The following is a 20,034-nucleotide window of genomic DNA, read 5'->3' as shown; positions in this document are numbered from 1 at the left end:
GCAACGTAGATTTTGCGCGGACTTGGAATTCGCGAAGCCTTGGCCGCGGCGCTCAACGACTCGACTTGGGAACGAGGATGACGCAGACACCGATCCGCATCACCGTGAACGGCAGAATCCACGAGATCACTGCGGCGCGAGACACGCCGCTGCTCTACGTGCTGCGCAACGATCTCGCGCTCAACGGTCCGAAATACGGATGCGGCCTCGGTGAATGCGGCACCTGCACTGTCCTGATCGATGGCGCGGCGGCGCGCTCCTGCGTCATTCCGATCAGTGGCTGCGCCGGCCGCGACATCGTGACGCTCGAAGGGCTCGGTACCCGCGACAATCCGGATGTGGTGCAGCAGGCCTTCATCGACGAGCAGGCGGCGCAATGCGGCTATTGCCTCAACGGCATGATCCTGACGACCAAGGCGCTGCTTGCGATCAACCCGCGGCCCACCGAACAGGAAGCGCTGGCGGCGCTGCGCTACAATCTCTGTCGCTGCGGAACGCATATCGAAATCCTGCGCGCCGTGATGCGTGCGTCTGGCCAGCTTGCCGAGGCCGGTGATTGATGGCCTCCCCGCATCCGAACGGAGCTGAGCTGCAATCCGGCTCGCTCGTCGTCGTCCGCACGGTGGACGAGTGCACATCCGAGACCTTCGTCCGCATCACCGCGGACGGTTCGGTCACAGCCTACAATGGTCATGTCGATCTCGGCACCGGCATCCGCACGGCGCTTGGTCAGATCGTGGCTGAAGAGCTCGACGTCTCCTTTGCCCGCCTCGTCGTGGTGCTCGGCGACACCGCAACGGTGCCGAACCAGGGCGCCACGATCGCAAGCGAGACCATTCAGATCACTGCCGTTCCCCTGCGCAAAGCCGCCGCGCAGGCGCGTCACTTCCTGATCGCACGTGCGGCCGAGCACCTGGAGCTGCCGGCAGCCGATCTCAGGATCGAAGACGGCCTCGTGCGCGGGCACGACAATCGCAGCGTCAGCTATGGCGAGTTGATCGGCGGAGAGACCATTCGTCTCGAGCTTGCCGACGACGTCGCCGTCAAGCCGGTCGGCGATTACGCCATTGTCGGCCAATCGATGCCACGCGTCGACCTGCCCGCCAAGGCCACGGGCGAGCTGACCTTCGTGCACGACATCCGTGTGCCGGGCATGCTGCACGGCCGCGTGGTGCGCCCGCCCTATGCCGGCGTCGACGCCGGCCCGTTCGTCGGCACCAGCCTGATTTCGGTCGATGAATCCTCGGTGCGCGACATTCCCGGCATCATGGCCGTCGTACGCATCGGCGATTTCGTCGGAATCGTCGCGGAGCGCGAGGAGAACGCGATCCGTGCGGCCGAGCAGCTTGCAGTGAGCTGGCGACCGACGCCGGATCTGACCGATCTCGCCGACGTCGAGACCGCGCTGCGCGCCAATCCATCGACGCCGCGCACGCTGATCGACAAGGGCGACGTCGATGCTGCCATTGCCGGTGCGGCCAAGCCGATGCGGCGCACTTACGTCTGGCCATATCAGATGCATGCCTCGATCGGCCCGTCCTGCGCGGTCGCCGACTTCCAGGACGGCAACATCCGTGTCTGGTCGGGCACGCAGAACCCGCACGTGCTGCGCGCAGACCTGTCACTGCTGATCGAGCGTCCCGAGAGCGAGATCGAGGTCATCAGGTTGGAGGCCGCCGGATGCTACGGCCGCAACTGCGCCGACGATGTCACCGCGGACGCTTTGTTGCTCTCGCGCGCGGTCGGCCGGCCCGTGCGCGTACAGCTGACGCGCGAGCAGGAACACGCCTGGGAGCCCAAAGGCGCCGCGCAGCTCATCGACGTCAATGGCGGCCTGGATGCGGCGGGCGACGTCGCTGCCTACGATCTCGCTACGCGCTATCCGTCGAATGCCGCGCCGACGTTGGCGCTGTTGCTGACGGGACGGATATCGCCGAGGCCGGACGTCCTCCAGATGGGCGACCGCACCGCGATCCCGCCTTACGATTACGGCCACATGCGCGTCGTAGCCCACGACATGGCGCCGATCGTGCGCGCGTCCTGGTTTCGCGGCGTCTCGGCCCTGCCCAACACCTTTGCGCATGAATCCTATATCGACGAGGCCGCAACCGAGGCCGGCGTCGATCCGATCGAATATCGCCTGCGTTACCTGAAGGACCAGCGCGCGGTCGATCTCGTCCATGCGGTCGCCGAGCGGGCGGGCTGGACGCCGCGGCCGGTGCGCGAAGAGAAAGACGGCGAGATCGTGCATGGGCGCGGCTTTGCCTATGCGCTCTACGTCCACAGCAAATTCCCCGGCTATGGCGCGGCTTGGTCGGCCTGGGTCACCGACGTTGCCGTGAACAAGTCGACCGGCGAGGTCAGCGTGACGCGCGTGGTTGCTGGGCAGGACTCCGGATTGATGATCAACCCGGACGGTGTGCGCCACCAGATCCATGGCAACGTCATCCAGTCAACCAGCCGCGCACTGATGGAGGAGGTCTCGTTCGAGCGCGGCGCAGTCGCGGCGCGGGAATGGGGCGCCTATCCGATCATCCCCTTCCCTGACGTGCCCAAGATCGACGTGTTGTTGCTGCCGCGGCCGGACCAGCCGCCGCTCGGCGTCGGCGAATCCGCCTCGGTCCCGAGTGCGGCTGCGATTGCGAACGCGATCTTCGATGCCACCGGCGTGCGATTTCGCGAGCCGCCGTTCACGCCCGAGCGCATCCTGAATGGATTGCACAGCGGCGGGCCGGCCACGCCGCAGGCGCTGCCCGCTCGCGCTGCGCCACAACCATCCCGTATCTGGGAGAATCCATTCGCCAAACGCGCCGGCATCTTCGCGACGGTCGCGGCCGTCTGCACCGCGGCGATTGGCATCGGTGCGGCTGTTTTGCCCAGCCGCGCCATCGCACCGATCGCGCGGCCAGACCCATCGGTCTATTCCGCAGCGACGATCGCGCGCGGGCAACAACTGGCCGCACTCGGCAATTGCGCGGAGTGCCACACCATGATCGGCGGTGCGCTCAACGCCGGTGGCCGCGCGCTGGAGACGCCGTTCGGCACGATCTACGCGACCAACATCACGCCCGACGTCGAGACCGGCATCGGCGCCTGGTCCTATCCCGCATTCGAGCGCGCGATGCGCGACGGGCTGCATCGCGACGGACGGCAACTCTATCCCGCCTTCCCCTACACGCACTTTTCGAAGACTGGCGATGCCGACATGCAGGCGCTTTATGCCTATCTAATGGCACAGCCTGCGGTGCGCGCGACGCAGCCGGCGAATACGCTCGCCTTCCCGTTCAATCTCCGCCCGCTACTTGCCGGATGGAATGCGCTGTTCCATCAGACGCGCGAGTTCAAACCTGATCCTGCCAAGTCCGAAGTCTGGAATCGCGGCGCTTATCTGGTCGAGGGCCTCGGCCATTGCAGCGCCTGCCATTCGCCGCGCAACGCGCTCGGCGCCGAGCAGCGCGGCGCCTATCTCGCCGGCGGCTTTGCCGAGGGCTGGGAGGCGCCGCCGCTGACCTCACTCTCGCACGCGCCGATCCCATGGAGCGAGGACGAGCTGTTCGCCTATTTGCGCACGGGCCACTCGCGGTATCATGGCGTCGCCGCCGGACCGATGGCGCCTGTTGTCAGGGATCTCACAGCCTTGCCCGATCAGGACATCCGCGCCATGGCCGTCTATCTCAACTCGTTCTATGACACCGCGACCGATAGGAAAGCGCAGGATGCGATCGCTCTGAAGCTAGAAGCTTCAACGCAAGTCACGATGGCGTCCTCAACCGGCGCGCGCCTCTATCAGGGCGCCTGCGCCGTCTGCCACGAGGTCGGCGGCCTGGCGCTGTTCGGCAGCCGCCCCTCGCTCGCCCTCAACAGCAACCTGCACAGCGCCACATCGGACAATCTCGTGCAAATCATCCTGCACGGCATCGCCGAGCCGGTGTCGAGCAATCTCGGCTATATGCCGGCCTTCAAGAACAGCATGAGCGATGCGCAGGTCGAGGAGCTGGTCACCTTCCTGCGCAAGCAGTTCGCACCCGACAGGCCAGCATGGATCGGTGTGAAGGAGACGATTGCGCGTGTGAGAGCCGCCGCGAACTGAGCGCTACTTCTTGTGCTGCACCGGCGGCGTGCCGTGCGTGTGAAACGACTCGATCGTCTTGAGGCCCCACGCCTGCCCCTTCTTGCGTTCGTCTTCCGTCCACACGATCGGCTTCCAGTCGGGCGCGAGGATGAGGCGCGCGCCGGCATTGGCGACTTCGACGCGGTTGCCGCCGGGCTCGTAGACATAGAGGAAGAAGGTCTGCTGGATCGCGTGCTTGTGCGGGCCGGTCTCGATGTGGATGCCGTTCTCCAGGAAGATGTCAGCAGCGCGCAGAATCTCTTCGCGGCTGTCGAGCGCGTAAGTGACATGGTGGAAGCGGCCGGCCGTGCCGGAATGGTCGAGCGAATAGGCGAAATCGTAGCTCTTGTTCGACATCGTCAGCCACATCGCCGCTTCGCGGCCGTCGTTCAGCACGATCTGCTCGGTGAGGCGGCAGCCGAGATAATTCTCGAAGAACTCCCGGTTGGCCTTGATGTCCACGGCGAGGCAATTGAGGTGATCGAGGCGGCGGACATTGACGCCGCGCGCGGGAAAGCGCTGCGCCTGGTTCTTCAGTGCGGGCTTCAGCTCGGGCGGCGCCTGATACCATTCGGTCTCGTAGTAGAGCTCGACGATGTGTCCATCGGGATCGCGGCAGCGGAAGGTCGGCCCCTGCCCCATGTCGCCGTCGATCCAGCCGATGTCGAAGCCGGACCCTTTCAGCGCCGCGACGCGACGCTCCAGCGCCTGCTGGCTGCGCGCACGTAACGCCATGTGCTCCATGCCCGATGTCTTCGACGCCGTCAGTTTGAGCGAATAGCGCTCGTAATCGTCCCAGCCGCGCAAATAGACCGACTCGCCCTTTTGTCCGCTGACGGTCATGCCCATCACGTCGACGAAGAATTTCAGGCTCTCGTCCGGCTTGGGTGTCAACAGCTCCATGTGGCCGAGATGAGCGAGATCGAGGATCGGTTCGGGCTGCATGGTGTCCTCCAAGACGTGGCTTGCGATCCGCTGGACCGGATCCCGCGATCTGGCACAGGCTGCAATCCACTCACGCGCCGGTGGGCGGCACAAGGCCGCCGGTTTATTTGTACTAATGTACAAATGATTAGGTCCCGTCAACAAATCAAACATCGCCGCCCGGAACGGATGACGGACCATCCAGGATGACCAACCCGTCCCGGAACCGCGGACCGACTGCCCGAATGGTAAAATCTCTCTTAAGCACTCTCGGACCCGTCGGCCGGGAAAAAGCAGCATTTTCCGCCGCTACTGCCAGGGAGTATGTATTGGGAACAATCCTCGCACCTGAATTGTCGCGGATTTAACGAAGCGCCGGCGCCTGCCGCTTAACCGTTTGTCCAGCGACGGCCGTGCATAGTCCGGACAACCCGTTGCTCTAGCCAGGTTCATTCATTGTGACATCATTTGGACGCGTGATTTCGGTTCGCGGATCGCTCGCCCGGGTCGGGCTGCTGGCTGAAAGCCGGATGCCGGTCTCGGAAGTTCGGGCCACCGTCGGCCGCTTCGTCAGTATCCGCTGCGCCGGCTCGGTCATCGTCGCCATGATCACCGAGGTGTCCTGCGAGAACCTCTCGAGCAACGACAATTTGATCGCCATTGCCTCGGTCGACCTGCTGGGCGAAATCCTCAACGCGACCGGCAAGGCCAAATTCCAGCGCGGCGTCACCAACTATCCGACCATCGGCGATTCGGTCGACCTGATCACGAGCCAGGAGCTGCGCACGATCTACGCGCCCACCGGTTCCGACCAGATCAATGTCGGCTTCCTTCAGCAGGACAGCTCCGTCGTCGCCTATGTCGACATCGAGGAAATGCTCTCCAAGCACTTTGCAGTGCTGGGATCGACCGGCGTCGGCAAATCGACCGGTGTGTCGCTGTTGCTCAACGAGATCCTCAAGGCACGCCCGAACCTGCGCATCTTCCTGCTCGATGTGCACAACGAATATGGCCGCTGCTTCGGCGACCGCGCGCTGGTGCTCAACCCGCGCAATCTGAAACTGCCGTTCTGGCTGTTCAATTTCGAGGAAATCGTCGACGTGCTGTTCGGCGGCCGCGCTGGCGTGCCTGAGGAGCTCGACGTCCTCGCCGAGGTCATCCCGCTCGCCAAGGGCGTCTATACCCAGTACCAGAACGCCGATCGCATCGGCTTGAAGCGCATCGATCCCAAGCAGATCGGCTACACCGTCGATACTCCGGTGCCCTATCGCCTGGTCGATCTGATGTCGCTGATCGACGAGCGCATGGGCAAGCTCGAGAACCGCTCCTCGCGCATCATCTATCACAAGCTGATCTCCCGCATCGAGGCGGTCCGCAACGACCCGCGCTACGCCTTCATGTTCGACAACGCCAATGTCGGCGGTGACACCATGGCCGAGGTGATCAGTCATCTGTTCCGCCTGCCGGCCAACGGCAAACCGATGACGGTGATGCAGCTCGCCGGCTTCCCGGCCGAGGTCATCGATTCCGTCGTCTCGGTGCTCTGCCGCATGGCCTTCGACTTCGGCTTGTGGAGCGATGGCGTTTCGCCGATGCTGTTCGTCTGTGAGGAGGCTCACCGCTACGCCTCGGCCGATCGCAATGTCGGCTTCGGGCCGACCCGCAAGGCGGTGTCGCGCATCGCCAAGGAAGGCCGCAAATACGGCGTCTATCTCGGCCTCATCACCCAGCGTCCGGCCGAGCTCGACGCCACCATCATCTCCCAGTGCAACACGCTGTTCACGATGCGCCTTGCCAACGAGCGCGACCAGGCGCTGCTGCGCGCCGCGGTGTCGGATGCGGCCGCGAACCTGCTTTCGTTCGTGCCCTCGCTCGGCACCCGAGAAGTGCTGGCATTCGGCGAAGGTGTCGCGCTGCCGACGCGGCTGCGCTTCAAGGAGGTGCCGCCGCATCAATTGCCGCGCGGCGAAGCCACCATCAGCAGCGTGCCCTCCGTCACCTCCGGTCACGACATGCATTTCGTCGGCGCCGTGCTCGAGCGCTGGCGCGGTGCCACCTCGCAGCGCGACGTGCCGAACGATCCGGTGTTCTCGGCGCCGCCCGCGAAGACGCTCTCCAGCATCGAAGTCCCGATGCTGCAACCGTCGATGGGGTTGAATCCGGATCGCTTCTCGCTGCTGAAGAAGCCGCTGCGGTAAAGCGACGCTTGTTTTCCAGCGCCGGCATTGCGAGCCTGGCGTCACGTTGAGCATGGCACCCGCATCGACTAAGGTTGCCGGCCCCAAGCCGGAATCCATGCCCATGACAAAGCCTGTGCAACGCTTCGCCGCTCCCGCCCTCGATGCGCTCCCTGACGACATCCGCACGCGTCTCCTCGCCGTCCAGGAGAAGAGCGGCTTCGTGCCGAACGTGTTTTTGACGCTGGCCTACCGCCCGGACGAGTTCCGCTCCTTCTTCGCCTACCACGACGCACTGATGGAGAAGGACGGCGGCCTCAGCAAAGCCGAACGCGAGATGATCGTGGTCGCGACCTCGGCAGCCAATCAGTGCCAGTATTGCGTGATCGCGCATGGCGCGATCCTGCGTATCCGTGCCAAGAACCCGCTGATCGCCGACCAGATCGCCACGAACTACCGCAAGGCCGACATCACGCCGCGGCAAAAGGCGATGCTCGACTTCGCGATGAAGGTCTCGGCCGATGCGCAGCGGATTTCCGAGGACGATTTCACTGCGCTCGCGCCGCATGGCTTCAGCGACGACGACATCTGGGACATCGCCGCAATCTCCGCCTTCTTCGCACTGTCGAACCGGCTGGCGAATTTCACCGGCATGCGGCCGAACGACGAATTCTATCTGATGGGACGGCTGCCGAAGAAATGACCGACCGCCGCGAGCGCGGAAGGAACGCATCGCCACAATGCAGCGGATGAGTTCCCGCTTGACGGGAACTCTGTGTTTTCGCAATCGCACACGTTTAATTAAGAATCTCACCCTCAACTAGCACAAACGCCTTGGCACAACTTGCGCAGTTTCCGTCCCCGGAGACGCGGATGAGCCGTGCCTGTTGGGGGGCTTCTCATGAACGTGCGGGCATTTGTTATCGCGACCTGTATTGGCACGACATTCTTCGCGGCCGGATACGCATGGAACTATCAGCCGGAGATCATCAACGCGAACGAGATATGGAGCATGTTCGAATCGGAGCACGGCAAGGCGCGGGCTGCCGTCTTACGCGTCCTCGTTGCGCCGAATTCAGCTCACTTCAACGGCCTGCGAACGATCGATGCAGACCAGGCAAGATACGTATGCGGCTCCGTAAAAGCGATGGACAAGGAGAGGCAGTATGTCGAGGCCGCGTTCGTTTACACCGTCTCGATCGATTTTGCCCGTATCGACGACGACGGCCGGATGACGTCGCAGCGCTCTGCTTACAAGCCCTGCCCAGGCGCGGCCGACGACAAAATTGCCGACCAGAACACGCTGATATCGCCAGGCGCGCTGTCGATGATCAAGACCATCGAAAAAGTCATCCCCAAGTCCAGCGGCGGAACGATGGAACAACAGCTTGGCCAGCTGGCCGGACAGACAGCGGCGGTCGCGCCAGGTTCGGCGGTCCCGCGGAGATCAGCCGGCTCATCGGGTTCCCCAGCCTCGGCAGGGGCAGGATGGGCGCCAGCAGCACAGCATTCAGGTTCGGGCGTGGAGGCGCGACAAGCAGATGAACTGACGTGGCGTGTCAATCAGCCGCCGGCTGCATGGCCGAACTTCCCCTCGGACCATCCGCTGGCGAAATCGGCGCAGAAGCGGACGAGCGCCGAGGCCCTGGCGTTTGCGAAAGGCATCGAGGCTCGCTGGGAGGAGGCCAAATCATCCGGGGTTCCGGCCAAGCGTCCTTCGCCCGAGGAGATCAAGGAAGCATGCCGCGCGCTACTTACGATTGATCCCGCGGACAAGGATTATCCGCGGGCCTGGGCCGCCTTTGTGCGGTTGCGCAAAATCGATCGCGACGCTGCTGGTTGAACTGGCGTGAACCTGTCCTAGCGCTGCGCCATCAACTCGAGCGCCGGGGCAAAGCGCTCGGAAAAAGTCAACGTCTTGGCATGGTGAACTGCGGCAAACGACGCCGAGATCCCGGCTGAAGCGACCACGAGCAGGGCAACGGCGAAAACCAGACAGCGCATTTCGGCCTCCTGTGTGAGCTCGACAATTCCAACAAGTGGCACGGCTTTGTTTCAGCACTGCTTCGCGCGGACGGGAGATGGTTTCACTCAAGAGGCTGTGATCAGATCCAGTTTGCGGAGCCGCATGCCTGCTGCTGCGAGCGTTGCGCCTAATCATCCTCCGCTGGCCCACACCAGCCGGGCAGATAGATCGCATCCTTGCTCTTGGCTGAGGACATCGCCTTCTCGAGCGCCTTGTCGAAATTGGCATCCACAGTCTTGCGCGACAGCTTTCGACGCAGATAGTCGGCCCACAGGAATTCGGAGAACGGCGTGGTGTCCTTGGCGAAGCCGCCCATGCGGCGCAGCTCGCCGGCAAGGCTCCGGAAGGGATCGTCCTTGAGGTCGACGACGGATTTGGGCAAATCGCGGAATGGTCGCCGTTCGCCCTTGGCGTCGTAGGGGTAAACCCAGCGCTTGTTGTCCATCACGCCCCAGAACGCTTCGCGCTCCACCATCCTGAGGTCGCCGACAATGGTGACCAGCACCTCCTTGACGCCCTCGTCGTGCAGCGCGCGACCGAGATGATGATGGTCGATCACGTAATAGCGCTCGTCGGGGCCGTGCACGACGGGGATCATATGCTTGCCGAGCAGATCGGCCTGCTTCTTCTTGTCGTGCTCGCGCCAGCGCTTGCGCTTCTCCTTGACCTCGCGCATCCCGACCGTCATCTGCGTCGGCCGCAGCGACAGGATCGACACCGGATGCACTCTCGGTTCGCGCGTATTGGTCATGGTCGAAAGGCCCCTAACATGGTTGCAGCTGCGTGGTCAGGTTCCCTGGACTATGTCATGGGCACCGCGCCGGCAAATGCATTCGGCTCGGTGGATATTATTGCATCGCACCCTCTGCAGGCCCGGAACGACCCCGGTTCCACGGTCCTTCGTTCGCAGTCCTGCAGGATAGTGCGAACGCGCAATGCACGTGCGCGTTGAGAAAATTTTCTGCAACGCGTTCACTACGTATGCTATCTAAAAATCGCTGCTTCGGAGTGATCCCTGCACCATGACAACCCAGCGGCCCATAAGCTCGGATGACGAGCACCGGGTGCTCCAGTTCAGGCCGCGCACCTCGCCTTCCCCGACGGCCCACCGCGGAAACGCTAGCGTGCAGCAATTGCGCGTCGCGCCCGAGCGGCTCGACCTGTCGCGCTACGAGGAGCCCCGCACCGAACCGGACGATTTCCGCCGTCGCATGCTCGCCAATATCGCGGCGCTGGCCTTCACCATCGCACTGACCGCGATCGGGATCTGGCTCGCGGTGAGCATCGCCGACCTGCGCCGGACCCAGGATTGCGTGCTGATGGGCCGCCGCGACTGCGTCAAGATCACGACGCCGCACATCTAGGCAGGACATCTGGTAAGCAAGACGTCTGGTAGGCCCGCTGGCGCTCCTTCGGCCGAAACGGCTCAGCCGGGGCGTCCCCAGCCCGGTCCCCACACCCGTCCGGCTCCATTGAACTCAGGGCGGCGCTCCGATATACGGGCTTTCGACCCGGCCAGAGGGGGGTTGAGGGCGTCATCGGGCGCGATGCTCACCCATCGTTCCACTCTGGAAAATCTGACAAACATCTGCAATATATCAAAGGCTTAGTGATGTCCTCCACATTCGATCAGGTCGCTACGATCATCGCTGAAACCTGCGACATCCCGCGCGACACGATCACGCCGGATAGCCATGCCATCGATGACCTCGGCATCGACAGCCTCGATTTCCTGGACATCGCGTTCGCGATCGACAAGCAGTTCGGTATCAAGCTGCCGCTGGAAAAGTGGACTCAGGAGGTTAACGACGGCAAAGCGACCACCGAGCAGTATTTCGTGCTGAAAAACCTGTGCGCCCGCATCGACGAACTGGTTGCGGCCAAGGGCGCGAGCGCCTAAGCGCGCGGTCATGCAACTCGAATACTTCCATATGATAGATCGCGTCGTCGACCTCAACGTCGACGCGAAGACGATTGTTGTCGAGGCTCAGGTCCCGATGGAGAGCACCATCTTCGAAGGGCACTTCCCGGGCTATCCCCTGATGCCCGGCGTGCTCCTGATCGAATCGATGGCGCAGGCCTCGGGCTGGCTTCAGCTTGGCGTGCTCAAATTCGAGCGTATGCCGATCCTGGCTGCCGTCAAGGAGGCCAAGGTCCGCGGCTCGGTCTTCCCCGGCGATCTCATGAGCATCGAGGCGAGCCTGGCCCATCAGGGCTCAGGCTACGCCGTGACCGAAGCCAAGATCAAGGTCGGCGGCAAGCTGCGCGCGAATTCGACGCTGACCTTCACGCAGATTCCCTTTCCCCATGCGGATATGCGCGCCCACATGGACGCGGTCGCCAAACGCGTCGGCTTTCCGCAACAGGCCGTATTGCCATGACCGAGACTGCTTCGAAGCCTGCCCAGACGGAAGTCTGGATCACCGGCATTGGCCTGGCCACCTCGCTCGGCGAGGGCCTGGACGCCAACTGGGCCGCGCTTCAGGAGAAGCGCATCAATGTCGACGAGAAGGGCTTTGCACCCTACATCGTGCACCCCCTGATGCCTGTCACCTTCGACAGCCAGATCCCCAAGAAGGGCGACCAGCGCCAGATGGAAGCCTGGCAGCGCATCGGCACCTATGCGGCCGGGCTTGCGCTCGACTCCGCCGGGATCAAGGGCAACAAGGACATCCTGTCGAAGATCGACATGGTGGTCGCCGCCGGCGGCGGTGAACGCGATCTCAACGTCGACACCGGCGTGCTCACGGCCGAGGCCAAGGGCGCCAACGCGCCCGGCTTCCTCAATGAGCGGCTGATGAGCGATCTCAGGCCGACGCTGTTCCTGGCCCAGCTCTCCAACCTGCTCGCCGGCAACATCGCCATCGTGCACGGCATTGGCGGCACCTCGCGCACCTTCATGGGTGAAGAGGTTGCCGGCGCCGATGCCGCCCGCATTGCATTGTCGCGCATCGCCTCCGGCGAGAGCGACATCGCGCTGATCGGCGGCTCGCACAATGGCGAGCGCAAGGACCTGATGGTCCTCTACGAATTCGGCGACTTCAATCTGAAGGACAAGTTCGCCCCCGTGTGGGCGCGCAAGGACCACGCCGGCTTCGCGCTCGGCTCGGCTGGCGCGTTCCTGGTGCTGGAATCGAAGGCCCATGCGGAAGCGCGCGGCGCAAAACCATTCGCAAAGCTGTCGAGCGTCGTTGCCGACCTTGCCCGTCGTAAGACCCCCGGCGACATGGCCGCGACGCTGGAGAAGCTTTGGGCAAAGTTGCCGAAGCGCGACGGCAAGGGCGCGATCATATCCGGCGCGACCGGCGCGGAGCCTGCGACATCAGAAGAGCGCGCCTTCCTGAAGGGCCACGCCGAGTTCCCGGTGCGCTCGACCGGCACGATGTTCGGCCACACCATGGAGACGCAATTCCCGCTCGGCATCGCGCTCGCCGCGCTGTCGATCTCTCGCGGCGCGCTGTTTCCGCCGAACGATTCCACGGGCACCGAGATTGAAATGCAGGGAGCGCCCACCCAGATTGTGGTGGTGGGGGCCGGACACTGGCGCGGCGAAGGCATGGCGCTGGTCGAGGCAGTAAGCTAAAGCGCGTTACGCTTTGGCAGGTTATTGTTTGGGTATGATCTTCTCGGAAAACCGCGTCACGCTTTTTCGGATCATGCTCCAGCTCAAGCGGGGATCGACATGACTGCACCACGCGACAAACTCGGGCGTCCCGTCGTCGTCGTCACCGGCATGGGCATCATGACCTCGCTCGGCAACGGCAAGACCGACAATTGGGCGAAGCTCGTCGCCGGCGAATCCGGCATCCGCACCATCACGCGCTTTCCGGTCGACGGCCTCAAAACCACGATGGCCGGCACGGTGGATTTCGTCAGCGTCGATCCGTTCTCCTCCACCGGCCTGTCCGAACGGATGGCCGAACTGGTGACGCAGGAAGCGCTGGACCAGGCCGGGATCGGCACCAAGGCGGATTTCCCGGGTCCTCTCTTTCTTGCGGTGGCACCGGTCGAAGTCGAATGGCCGCAGCGCCGCGAACTCGGCCGCGCCGTCGGCAAACCCGACTTCAATTACGACGATCTGCTGCGCATCTCCGGTGGCGGCAAGTACAGCCCCTATCACCACCGCTTCATGTTCGGTTCGGTCGCGGCCTACCTCGCCGAGACCTTCGGCACCAAGGGCTCGCCGATCTCGTTGTCGACGGCCTGCGCTTCGGGCGCGACCTCGATTCAGCTCGGCGTCGAGGCGATCCGCCGCGGCGAGACCGATGCCGCGCTGTGCGTGGCGACCGACGGCACCGTGAATCCGGAGGCGCTGGTGCGCTTCTCGCTGCTCTCGGCGCTTTCGACCCAGAACGACCCGCCGCAGGCGGCCTCCCGTCCCTTCTCCAAGAACCGCGACGGTTTTGTCATGGCCGAAGGCGCCGGTGCGCTGGTGCTCGAAAGCTATGAAGCCGCCACCGCGCGCGGCGCAAAAATACTCGGCGTAATCGCCGGCTGCGGCGAGCTCACCGATTCCTTCCATCGCACCCGCTCCTCGCCCGACGGCAAGCCGATCATCGGCTGCATGAACAAGACGCTGGCCGATGCCGGCATGACGCCCGACCAGATCGACCACATCAACGCGCACGGCACCGCGACGCCCGAGAACGACAAGATGGAGTACAATACGACATCGGCCGTGTTCGGCGAGCTCGTCTCGAAGATTCCGGTCACCTCCAACAAGTCGATGGTCGGCCACACCATCTCGGCCGCGGGCGCGGTCGAGGCGATCTTCTCGCTGCTGACGCTGGAGCATCAGCGTATCCCGCCGACGATCAACTACGACAATCCGGATCCCACGATCCTGTTCGACGTCGTCGGCAACAAGGCACGCGATGCCCGCGTCACCGCGGTGATGTCGAACTCGTTCGGCTTCGGCGGCCAGAACGCCTCGCTGATCCTGACCCGCGAACCGGCCTGACCGGACGCATGGCGCTGCTTCCGGCGAGGACGAAGGCCCGCGCGCGGCAGACGGCAAAGTCGATCGGTGGAGGGCTGATCGGCGCTGCCACCGTCGGCATGTTGCGCACCACGCGTTATTTCGATCCAGCCAAGACCTCGGACTTTTTCGCACGCGTCACCAAACTGATCGGCCCGCGCCTGCGCGAGCACCGCATCGGCCGCGCCAATCTCACCGCGGCGTTTCCGGACAAGTCGCCCGAGGAAATCGAAGCCATCCTGATGGGCGTCTGGGACAATCTCGGTCGCGTCGGCGCCGAATTCGCCCATATGGACCAGGTCTGGGATTACGACCGCGATCATCCAGAAAACAGTCGGATCGAACTGCCCAGCCGCAGCATCGAGCTGTTCGATCAAATCCGCGACGACGGCAAGCCGGCGTTGATCTTCGCCGCGCATTTGGCCAATTGGGAATTACCGGCGCTCGCCGCGGTCGCACACGGGCTCGATGCAGCGATCCTCTACCGCCGCCCGAATATCGCCTCCGCCGACCGCATCATCCAGGAGATGCGACAGGTCAACATGGGCACGCTGATCCCGGCGGGGCGCGACGCGCCGCTGCGGCTTGCCCAGGCGCTCAAGGACGGCAAGCACGTCGCGATGCTGATCGACCAGTATCTGACCGGCGGAGTCGAGGTCACCTTCTTCGGCCGCAAGACCCCCGCCAATCCGATGCTGGCGCGCCTGTTACGACAGGTCGAATGCCCGATCCACGGCGTCCGCGTCATCCGCCTGCCCGGCGGCCGCTTCACCGCCGAGATCACCGAAGAGGTCCACCCGGTGCGCGACGCCGACGGCAAGATCGACATCCAGGGCACCACGCAGGCGATCACGAGCGTGGTGGAAGGCTGGGTCCGCGAGCATCCGGAGCAGTGGCTGTGGCTGCACCGAAGGTGGCGGTAGCGGACAGTAGTGCTTACCGCCCCGTCTTCACCCTGGTCCAAAGCCTATTGATGACCCGCTGGGTCGCGGGCTCACGCGCCGTGATGACGAACAGCTTTGCGAGCGTCGCCTCGTCCGGATAGATGTTCTTGTCGCTCAAGATTTTCGGATCGACCAGTTTCTGGCTGGCGAGGTTGCCATTGGCGTAGGACAGGAAGTCCGTATTCCTGGCGGCCACGTCCGGACGGTAGAGATAGTTGATCAGCTCGTAGGCTTCGCTGACGTTCCTGGCATCCGCGGGGATCGCGAGATTATCGAAGAACATCTGCGCGCCCTCCTTCGGGATGGCGTAGCCGATCTCGATGCCGCTTTTGGCTTCGGCAGCGCGGGCGCGGGCCTGCATGATGTCGCCGGACCAGCCGACCACGAAGCAGATCTCGCCGGTGGCGAGCGCGCTCAGATATTCGGACGAATGAAACTTGCGCACGGAGGGCCGCACCTTGGTGACGACATCGGCGGCCTTTTCGAGGTCGGCCTGCTTGGTCGAGTTCGGATCAAGCCCGAGATAGTTCAACGCCGCCGGAAAGATGTCGTCGGCGGAATCCAGCATGTGGACGCCGCAGTCTTTGAATTTCGCGAGGTTCTCCGGCTTGAACACGATGTCCCAGCTGTCAATCTTGGCATCCGCTCCGAGAATCTGCTTCAACTTGGCGACGTTGTAGCCGATGCCGGTCGTGCCCCACATGTAATTGACGGCGTAGACGTTGCCGGGGTCGTAGATCGCGAGACGTTCGGTCACCACCGGCCAGTCATTGGCCAGGTTCGGCAGCTTCGACTTGTCGAGCTTCTGGAAGATGTTGGCCTTGATCTGGCGCTGGAGGAAATAGGCGGTGGGCACCACGACGTCATAGCCGGATTTGCCGGCCATCAGGCGCGTCTCCAGCGTCTCGTTGGCGTCAAACGTGTCGTAGACCACCTTGATGCCGGTCTCCCTGGTGAAGGCCTCGAGAACGTCGGGCGCCACGTAGTTCGACCAATTGTAGAAGTTGACGACCCGCTCCTCGGCCCCGGCAGGAGCGGAGAGCAACGTCAGCGCGGCGGCGATCGCAAGGCCAAAACCACAGCGGCTGACGTTGGTCATCTCCCTACCTCTTGCGCCCGCGCACCGCGTCCGACAGTCGCTCCAGTGCGGTGTCGAGCGTCTCGTCCTTCTTGGCAAAGCAGAAGCGCACCACCGAGGTCACAGGGTCCTGCTCGTAGAAGGCCGAGACCGGGATAGCCGCGACCTTGTAGTCCTTCACGATCCGCCAGCAGAACTCGGTGTCGCTCTCGTTCAGCCCGAGCGGGGACAGGTCGACGGTGAGGAAGTAGGTGCCCTGCGACTTCAGCACGGGGAAGCCGAGGCTCTCCAGGCCCTTGGCGAGGCGGTCCCTGCTCCGCGTCAGGTCCTTGCGCATCGACAGGAAATACTCGTCGGGCTTGCCGAGGCCGTAGGCGACGGCGGCCTGGAGGTTCGGCGCGGTGGTGAAGGTCAGGAACTGGTGCACCTTGGCGGCAACGCGCAGCAACGGCGGCGCGGCGCACACGAAGCCGATCTTCCAGCCTGTCAACGAGAAGATCTTGCCGGCCGAGCCGACCTTGATGGTGCGCTCGCGCATGCCGGGGATGGTGATCAGCGGGATGTGCTTGTGCTCGTCGAAAGTGACGTGCTCCCAGACCTCGTCGCAGATCGCGATGACGTCGAACTCCTGGCAGTAGCGCGCCAGCAGCTCGAGGTCCTCCCGCGGAAACACCACCGCGGACGGATTCAGGGGGTTGTTGAAAAGCACCGCCTTGGTCTTTGAATTGAAGACACTTTTCAGCATGTCCTCATTCAGCCGCCAATGCGGCGGCTCGAGCCGGACCAGGCGCGGAATGCCGCCGGCCTGGCGGATAATCGGCAGATAGGAATCGTACACCGGCTGGAAGCACACCACCTCGTCACCGGGCTGGACCACGGCGAGGATGGCCGAGGTCAGGGCCTCGGTGCCGCCGGAGGTCACCATCACCTCGCTCATCGGATCGAGCTCGAGGCCGTGCCAGTGGCCGTAATGGGTCGCGATCGCCTGACGGAGTTCCGGCAGGCCCATCATCGACGGGTACTGGTTGTAGCCGTTCAGCGAGGCCTCGGCCGCGGCGCGGCGGATGTCCTCGGGCCCGGGATCGTCGGGAAAGCCCTGCCCAAGATTGATGGCGGCATTGTCGCGCGCGGCCTGCGACATCGCCTCGAAGATGGTGACAGGAAGGTCTGCGAAGACCTTGTTGAGGGACGAGCTCTTTGACATCGGCGGGGTCAGCCGCCGACCTTGCTGGGAAGACCCGCCGCCTTCCAGCCCAGCATGCCGCCGGCCAGATGTTTGTCGTAAGGCAGGCCCGCGGCCTGCGCCGCCAGTGAGGCCGTCACCGAACGCTTGCCCGAGCGGCAGGCGAACACGACCTCCTTACCCTCCGGATCGGGGATCGCTTTGGGATCGAAGGTCGAGAGCGGCACGACCACGCCGTAGGGATAAGCCTCGGCCTCGACCTCGTTCGGCTCGCGCACGTCGACGAGGAGATAGCGCCCTTCCGCAACACCCTTGGAGACCTCGTCCGGGGTCAGATCCTGTACTTGATTTGCCACATCATCCTCCAACGTCGCGGGCCGCTGCCGGGGCGATCCCGGCGGCCGGCAACCTCGCCTCTCGGCCCGCGAAAATCAAGCGCTACAAAGGCTTGAGCTGCCTTGCGCAAGTTAAAGCTAAATCGCAGCGACTTGAAGCGCGACCTTCACGATGCCTGAAGCTCCTGCTTCACACCTCACCGCTAGCTCAGTGTCATTCCCCGCGAAAGCGGGGAATCCGGTACGCCGCGGCCTGCCCGTATCCACGCACTGTTTCTGGGTACTGGATCGCCCGGTCCAGCCGGGCGATGACAGCTGCGGAGCTAGATCGTCACCTGGGTGCCGACCTCGACGACGCGGCCGGAGGGGATCTGGAAATAATCGGTGGCGTCGTTGGCGGAACGGCTGAGCGAGATGAACAGCCGGTCCTGCCAGCGCGGCATGCCGGAATGGGCGGCCGGCTTGAGCGCCCTCCGCGACAGGAAGAACGAGGTCGACATGATGTCGAACTGCCAGCCGAGCTTGCGGGCGATCGCCAGCGCCTTCGGCACGTTGGGCGATTCCATGAAGCCGAACTTCAGCGTGACCTTGGAGAAGGTCGGCGAGATCTGTTCCAGCTTCACCCGCTCGGCCGGATCGATGCGCGGGGTCTGCGCGGTCTCGATGGTGAGAATGACGTTCTTCTCGTGCAGCACCTTGTAGTGCTTCAGACTATGCATCAGCGCGGTCGGCGCGCTGAGGGGATCGCTGGTCAGGAACACCGCGGTGCCGGGCACGCGCTGCGGCGGCCGCTTCTCCAGCATGGCCACCAGGTCGGCGAGCGGGAATTCGAGCTTGCGCGACTTCTCGAACAGCAGCCGGCTGCCGCGCCGCCACGTGTACATCAGGATGATCATGAGCGCGCCGAGCGCCAGCGGCACCCAGCCGCCCTCGAACACCTTCAGCAGATTGGCGGCCAGGAAGGTGAGGTCGAGAAACAAGAACGGCGCGATCAGGGCGGCAGCCGTGAACGGCGACCACCGCCATACCTTCCAGATCACCACGAAGCCCATCATCGCCGTAACCACCATGGTCCCGGTGACGGAGATGCCGTAGGCCGAGGCCAGCGCGCTGGAGGAGCGGAATAAGAGCACCAGCAGGACCACTGCGACGAGCAGGAGCTGGTTGATGCGCGGGATGAAGATCTGGCCGGAATGGGCTTCGGACGTATGGCGAATTTCAAACCGCGGCAACAGACCGAGCTGGATCGCCTGACGCGTCAGCGAATAGGCACCGGTGATGACCGCCTGGCTCGCGATAACGGTTGCGGCGGTCGCCAGCACCACCATGCAGCCGCGGAAAAAACCTTGCGGAAAGAGCTGGAAGAACGGGCTCACGATCGCGCCGGGGTCGCCGAGCACGAGGGCGCCCTGCCCCAGATAGTTCAATGCCAGCGACGGCACCACGATGAACAGCCAGGCAGTCTGGATCGGCCGCTTGCCGAAATGGCCGAGGTCGGCATAGAGCGCCTCGGCACCGGTGACCGCCAGGAACACCGCGCCGAGCGTCACGAAGCCGATGATGCCGTGGTGGATCATGAAGGACACGGCGTAGAGCGGGTTCAGCGCGAACAGCACCTGCGGTTGCTGGATGATCGGGTGGATCGCCGCGATCGCGATCACCGCGAACCAGACGCACATGATCGGGCCGAAGAAGGCGGCGACGCGAGCGGTGCCACGGGACTGCACGGCAAACAGACCGACCAGGATGATCACGGTCAGCGGCACGATGTAGGGCTCGAAGTGCAGGGTGACGTCCTTCATGCCTTCGAGCGCCGACAGCACCGAGAGCGCCGGCGTGATCACGGCGTCGCCGTAGAACAGGGCTCCGGAAATGATGCCGAGCAGGACGATGGTTGTTCCGCGGGTGCCGACTGCGCGCTGGGCCAGCGCCATCAGCGCCAACGTGCCGCCCTCGCCGTTGTTGTCGGCACGGAGCAGGATCACGACATATTTGAGCGTCACCACGACGATGAGCGCCCACAGGATCAGGGACAGCACGCCGAGCACGGCCGCCGGCGTCGGCACCCCCTCCGCGCCAGAAGCCGCCATCACCGCCTCGCGGAACGCGTAGAGCGGGCTGGTGCCGATATCACCGTAGACGACGCCGATGCTGCCGAGTGTCAGCGCACCGAAGCCGGCGGTGGTGTGGGCGTCGCCATGCCCATTGGCCGCCGCCGTTTCCGGGGCGGGAATCGCGATATCACTTGTCATGGGAGAGCCTGGTGGAGAGCCTGGTG

18 protein-coding genes are annotated in these 20,034 nt (G+C 64.1%); 11 read left to right on the top strand and 7 right to left on the bottom strand.

Annotation, left to right across the window (positions count from 1 at the left end; genetic code table 11):
* Nucleotides 1–77: 77 nt before the first annotated feature.
* On the top strand, nt 78–560 hold the full coding sequence (locus IVB13_RS36655; protein ID WP_018459322.1) for a (2Fe-2S)-binding protein: 483 nt from the start codon (nt 78–80) through the stop codon (nt 558–560).
* Entirely contained in the window at nt 560–4,090 is a 3,531-nt protein-coding gene (locus IVB13_RS36650; RefSeq protein WP_247492434.1) for a molybdopterin cofactor-binding domain-containing protein, read from the top strand. The genes IVB13_RS36655 and IVB13_RS36650 overlap by 1 nt, the downstream gene beginning before the upstream one ends.
* Before the next feature lie 3 nt (nt 4,091–4,093).
* Here IVB13_RS36650 and IVB13_RS36645 read toward each other — a convergent pair whose 3' ends face one another.
* A complete protein-coding gene (locus tag IVB13_RS36645; RefSeq protein WP_085353038.1) occupies nt 4,094–5,056 on the bottom strand; it encodes a catechol 2,3-dioxygenase in 963 nt (320 codons plus the stop codon).
* Nucleotides 5,057–5,493: 437 nt separating this feature from the next.
* Between IVB13_RS36645 and IVB13_RS36640 the strand changes: the two genes are divergently transcribed.
* From IVB13_RS36640 to IVB13_RS36630, 3 genes are all read left to right on the top strand, one after another.
* Nucleotides 5,494–7,233, top strand: a complete 1,740-nt coding sequence (locus tag IVB13_RS36640; RefSeq protein ID WP_247492433.1) for an ATP-binding protein — start codon at nt 5,494–5,496, stop codon at nt 7,231–7,233.
* Nucleotides 7,234–7,336: 103 nt separating this feature from the next.
* Nucleotides 7,337–7,915 carry a peroxidase-related enzyme gene (locus tag IVB13_RS36635; protein WP_247492431.1) on the top strand — a complete coding sequence of 193 codons (579 nt, stop codon included), beginning with the start codon at nt 7,337–7,339 and terminating at the stop codon, nt 7,913–7,915.
* Between the two features lie 198 nt (nt 7,916–8,113).
* Nucleotides 8,114–9,055 carry a hypothetical protein gene (locus IVB13_RS36630; protein WP_247398305.1) on the top strand — a complete coding sequence of 314 codons (942 nt, stop codon included), beginning with the start codon at nt 8,114–8,116 and terminating at the stop codon, nt 9,053–9,055.
* 17 nt (nt 9,056–9,072) lie between these two features.
* Here the strand turns inward: IVB13_RS36630 and IVB13_RS36625 are convergent, their stop codons facing one another.
* Together IVB13_RS36625 and IVB13_RS36620 are read right to left on the bottom strand one after the other, a co-directional pair.
* Nucleotides 9,073–9,216 (bottom strand): hypothetical protein, encoded by a 144-nt coding sequence (locus IVB13_RS36625; protein WP_247398308.1) that lies wholly within the window; start codon nt 9,214–9,216, stop codon nt 9,073–9,075.
* Between the two features lie 149 nt (nt 9,217–9,365).
* Nucleotides 9,366–9,989 carry a ParB-like protein gene (locus IVB13_RS36620; protein WP_018459329.1) on the bottom strand — a complete coding sequence of 208 codons (624 nt, stop codon included), beginning with the start codon at nt 9,987–9,989 and terminating at the stop codon, nt 9,366–9,368.
* 271 nt (nt 9,990–10,260) lie between these two features.
* Between IVB13_RS36620 and IVB13_RS36615 the strand changes: the two genes are divergently transcribed.
* The 6 genes from IVB13_RS36615 (at nt 10,261) to IVB13_RS36590 (ending at nt 15,139) form a co-directional block, all read left to right on the top strand.
* On the top strand, nt 10,261–10,602 hold the full coding sequence (locus IVB13_RS36615) for a hypothetical protein (RefSeq protein WP_085352754.1): 342 nt from the start codon (nt 10,261–10,263) through the stop codon (nt 10,600–10,602).
* A gap of 248 nt (nt 10,603–10,850) precedes the next feature.
* Nucleotides 10,851–11,138, top strand: a complete 288-nt coding sequence (locus IVB13_RS36610; RefSeq protein ID WP_007592476.1) for an acyl carrier protein — start codon at nt 10,851–10,853, stop codon at nt 11,136–11,138.
* Between the two features lie 10 nt (nt 11,139–11,148).
* Nucleotides 11,149–11,619 carry a 3-hydroxyacyl-ACP dehydratase FabZ family protein gene (locus IVB13_RS36605; protein ID WP_085352753.1) on the top strand — a complete coding sequence of 157 codons (471 nt, stop codon included), beginning with the start codon at nt 11,149–11,151 and terminating at the stop codon, nt 11,617–11,619.
* Nucleotides 11,616–12,821, top strand: a complete 1,206-nt coding sequence (locus tag IVB13_RS36600; protein ID WP_018459332.1) for a beta-ketoacyl-ACP synthase — start codon at nt 11,616–11,618, stop codon at nt 12,819–12,821. The genes IVB13_RS36605 and IVB13_RS36600 overlap by 4 nt, the downstream gene beginning before the upstream one ends.
* A gap of 99 nt (nt 12,822–12,920) precedes the next feature.
* A complete protein-coding gene (locus tag IVB13_RS36595) occupies nt 12,921–14,198 on the top strand; it encodes a beta-ketoacyl-ACP synthase (RefSeq protein ID WP_247492429.1) in 1,278 nt (425 codons plus the stop codon).
* Between the two features lie 8 nt (nt 14,199–14,206).
* On the top strand, nt 14,207–15,139 hold the full coding sequence (locus tag IVB13_RS36590) for a lipid A biosynthesis lauroyl acyltransferase (protein ID WP_247492427.1): 933 nt from the start codon (nt 14,207–14,209) through the stop codon (nt 15,137–15,139).
* A gap of 13 nt (nt 15,140–15,152) precedes the next feature.
* On the opposite strand, the gene IVB13_RS36585 is transcribed toward IVB13_RS36590, so the two are convergent.
* The 4 genes from IVB13_RS36585 to IVB13_RS36570 all read right to left on the bottom strand — a co-directional run bounded on the left by IVB13_RS36585 (nt 15,153) and on the right by IVB13_RS36570 (nt 20,008).
* Nucleotides 15,153–16,259, bottom strand: coding sequence for a polyamine ABC transporter substrate-binding protein (locus IVB13_RS36585; RefSeq protein ID WP_247391227.1), 1,107 nt, complete (start codon nt 16,257–16,259; stop codon nt 15,153–15,155).
* Between the two features lie 4 nt (nt 16,260–16,263).
* Complete coding sequence (locus IVB13_RS36580; protein WP_247492425.1) at nt 16,264–17,442, bottom strand: aminotransferase; 1,179 nt, start codon at nt 17,440–17,442, stop codon at nt 16,264–16,266.
* Between the two features lie 8 nt (nt 17,443–17,450).
* Complete coding sequence (locus IVB13_RS36575) at nt 17,451–17,777, bottom strand: rhodanese-like domain-containing protein (RefSeq protein WP_063996571.1); 327 nt, start codon at nt 17,775–17,777, stop codon at nt 17,451–17,453.
* A gap of 302 nt (nt 17,778–18,079) precedes the next feature.
* On the bottom strand, nt 18,080–20,008 hold the full coding sequence (locus IVB13_RS36570; protein WP_085352750.1) for a potassium transporter Kup: 1,929 nt from the start codon (nt 20,006–20,008) through the stop codon (nt 18,080–18,082).
* Between the last annotated feature and the right edge of the window lie 26 nt (nt 20,009–20,034).

Source organism: Bradyrhizobium sp. 17 (genome assembly GCF_023073515.1).
Taxonomy (GTDB): Bacteria; Pseudomonadota; Alphaproteobacteria; order Rhizobiales; family Xanthobacteraceae; genus Bradyrhizobium; species Bradyrhizobium canariense_D.
The sequence above is the reverse complement of the archived record's forward strand: the minus strand, read 5'-3'. Positions and strand labels throughout refer to the sequence as shown.

What these genes read in the sequence shown, in the direction of transcription:
- IVB13_RS36600 (WP_018459332.1), top strand. Translation starts at nt 11,616, where the DNA reads ATGACCGAGACTGCTTCGAAGCCTGCCCAGACGGAAGTCTGGATCACC.
- IVB13_RS36630 (WP_247398305.1), top strand. Translation starts at nt 8,114, where the DNA reads ATGAACGTGCGGGCATTTGTTATCGCGACCTGTATTGGCACGACATTC.
- IVB13_RS36590 (WP_247492427.1), top strand. Translation starts at nt 14,207, where the DNA reads ATGGCGCTGCTTCCGGCGAGGACGAAGGCCCGCGCGCGGCAGACGGCA.
- IVB13_RS36580 (WP_247492425.1), bottom strand. Translation starts at nt 17,442, where the DNA reads ATGTCAAAGAGCTCGTCCCTCAACAAGGTCTTCGCAGACCTTCCTGTC.
- IVB13_RS36605 (WP_085352753.1), top strand. Translation starts at nt 11,149, where the DNA reads ATGCAACTCGAATACTTCCATATGATAGATCGCGTCGTCGACCTCAAC.
- IVB13_RS36655 (WP_018459322.1), top strand. Translation starts at nt 78, where the DNA reads ATGACGCAGACACCGATCCGCATCACCGTGAACGGCAGAATCCACGAG.
- IVB13_RS36625 (WP_247398308.1), bottom strand. Translation starts at nt 9,216, where the DNA reads ATGCGCTGTCTGGTTTTCGCCGTTGCCCTGCTCGTGGTCGCTTCAGCC.
- IVB13_RS36650 (WP_247492434.1), top strand. Translation starts at nt 560, where the DNA reads ATGGCCTCCCCGCATCCGAACGGAGCTGAGCTGCAATCCGGCTCGCTC.
- IVB13_RS36570 (WP_085352750.1), bottom strand. Translation starts at nt 20,008, where the DNA reads ATGACAAGTGATATCGCGATTCCCGCCCCGGAAACGGCGGCGGCCAAT.
- IVB13_RS36615 (WP_085352754.1), top strand. Translation starts at nt 10,261, where the DNA reads ATGACAACCCAGCGGCCCATAAGCTCGGATGACGAGCACCGGGTGCTC.
- IVB13_RS36610 (WP_007592476.1), top strand. Translation starts at nt 10,851, where the DNA reads ATGTCCTCCACATTCGATCAGGTCGCTACGATCATCGCTGAAACCTGC.
- IVB13_RS36645 (WP_085353038.1), bottom strand. Translation starts at nt 5,056, where the DNA reads ATGCAGCCCGAACCGATCCTCGATCTCGCTCATCTCGGCCACATGGAG.
- IVB13_RS36595 (WP_247492429.1), top strand. Translation starts at nt 12,921, where the DNA reads ATGACTGCACCACGCGACAAACTCGGGCGTCCCGTCGTCGTCGTCACC.
- IVB13_RS36635 (WP_247492431.1), top strand. Translation starts at nt 7,337, where the DNA reads ATGACAAAGCCTGTGCAACGCTTCGCCGCTCCCGCCCTCGATGCGCTC.
- IVB13_RS36585 (WP_247391227.1), bottom strand. Translation starts at nt 16,259, where the DNA reads ATGACCAACGTCAGCCGCTGTGGTTTTGGCCTTGCGATCGCCGCCGCG.
- IVB13_RS36620 (WP_018459329.1), bottom strand. Translation starts at nt 9,989, where the DNA reads ATGACCAATACGCGCGAACCGAGAGTGCATCCGGTGTCGATCCTGTCG.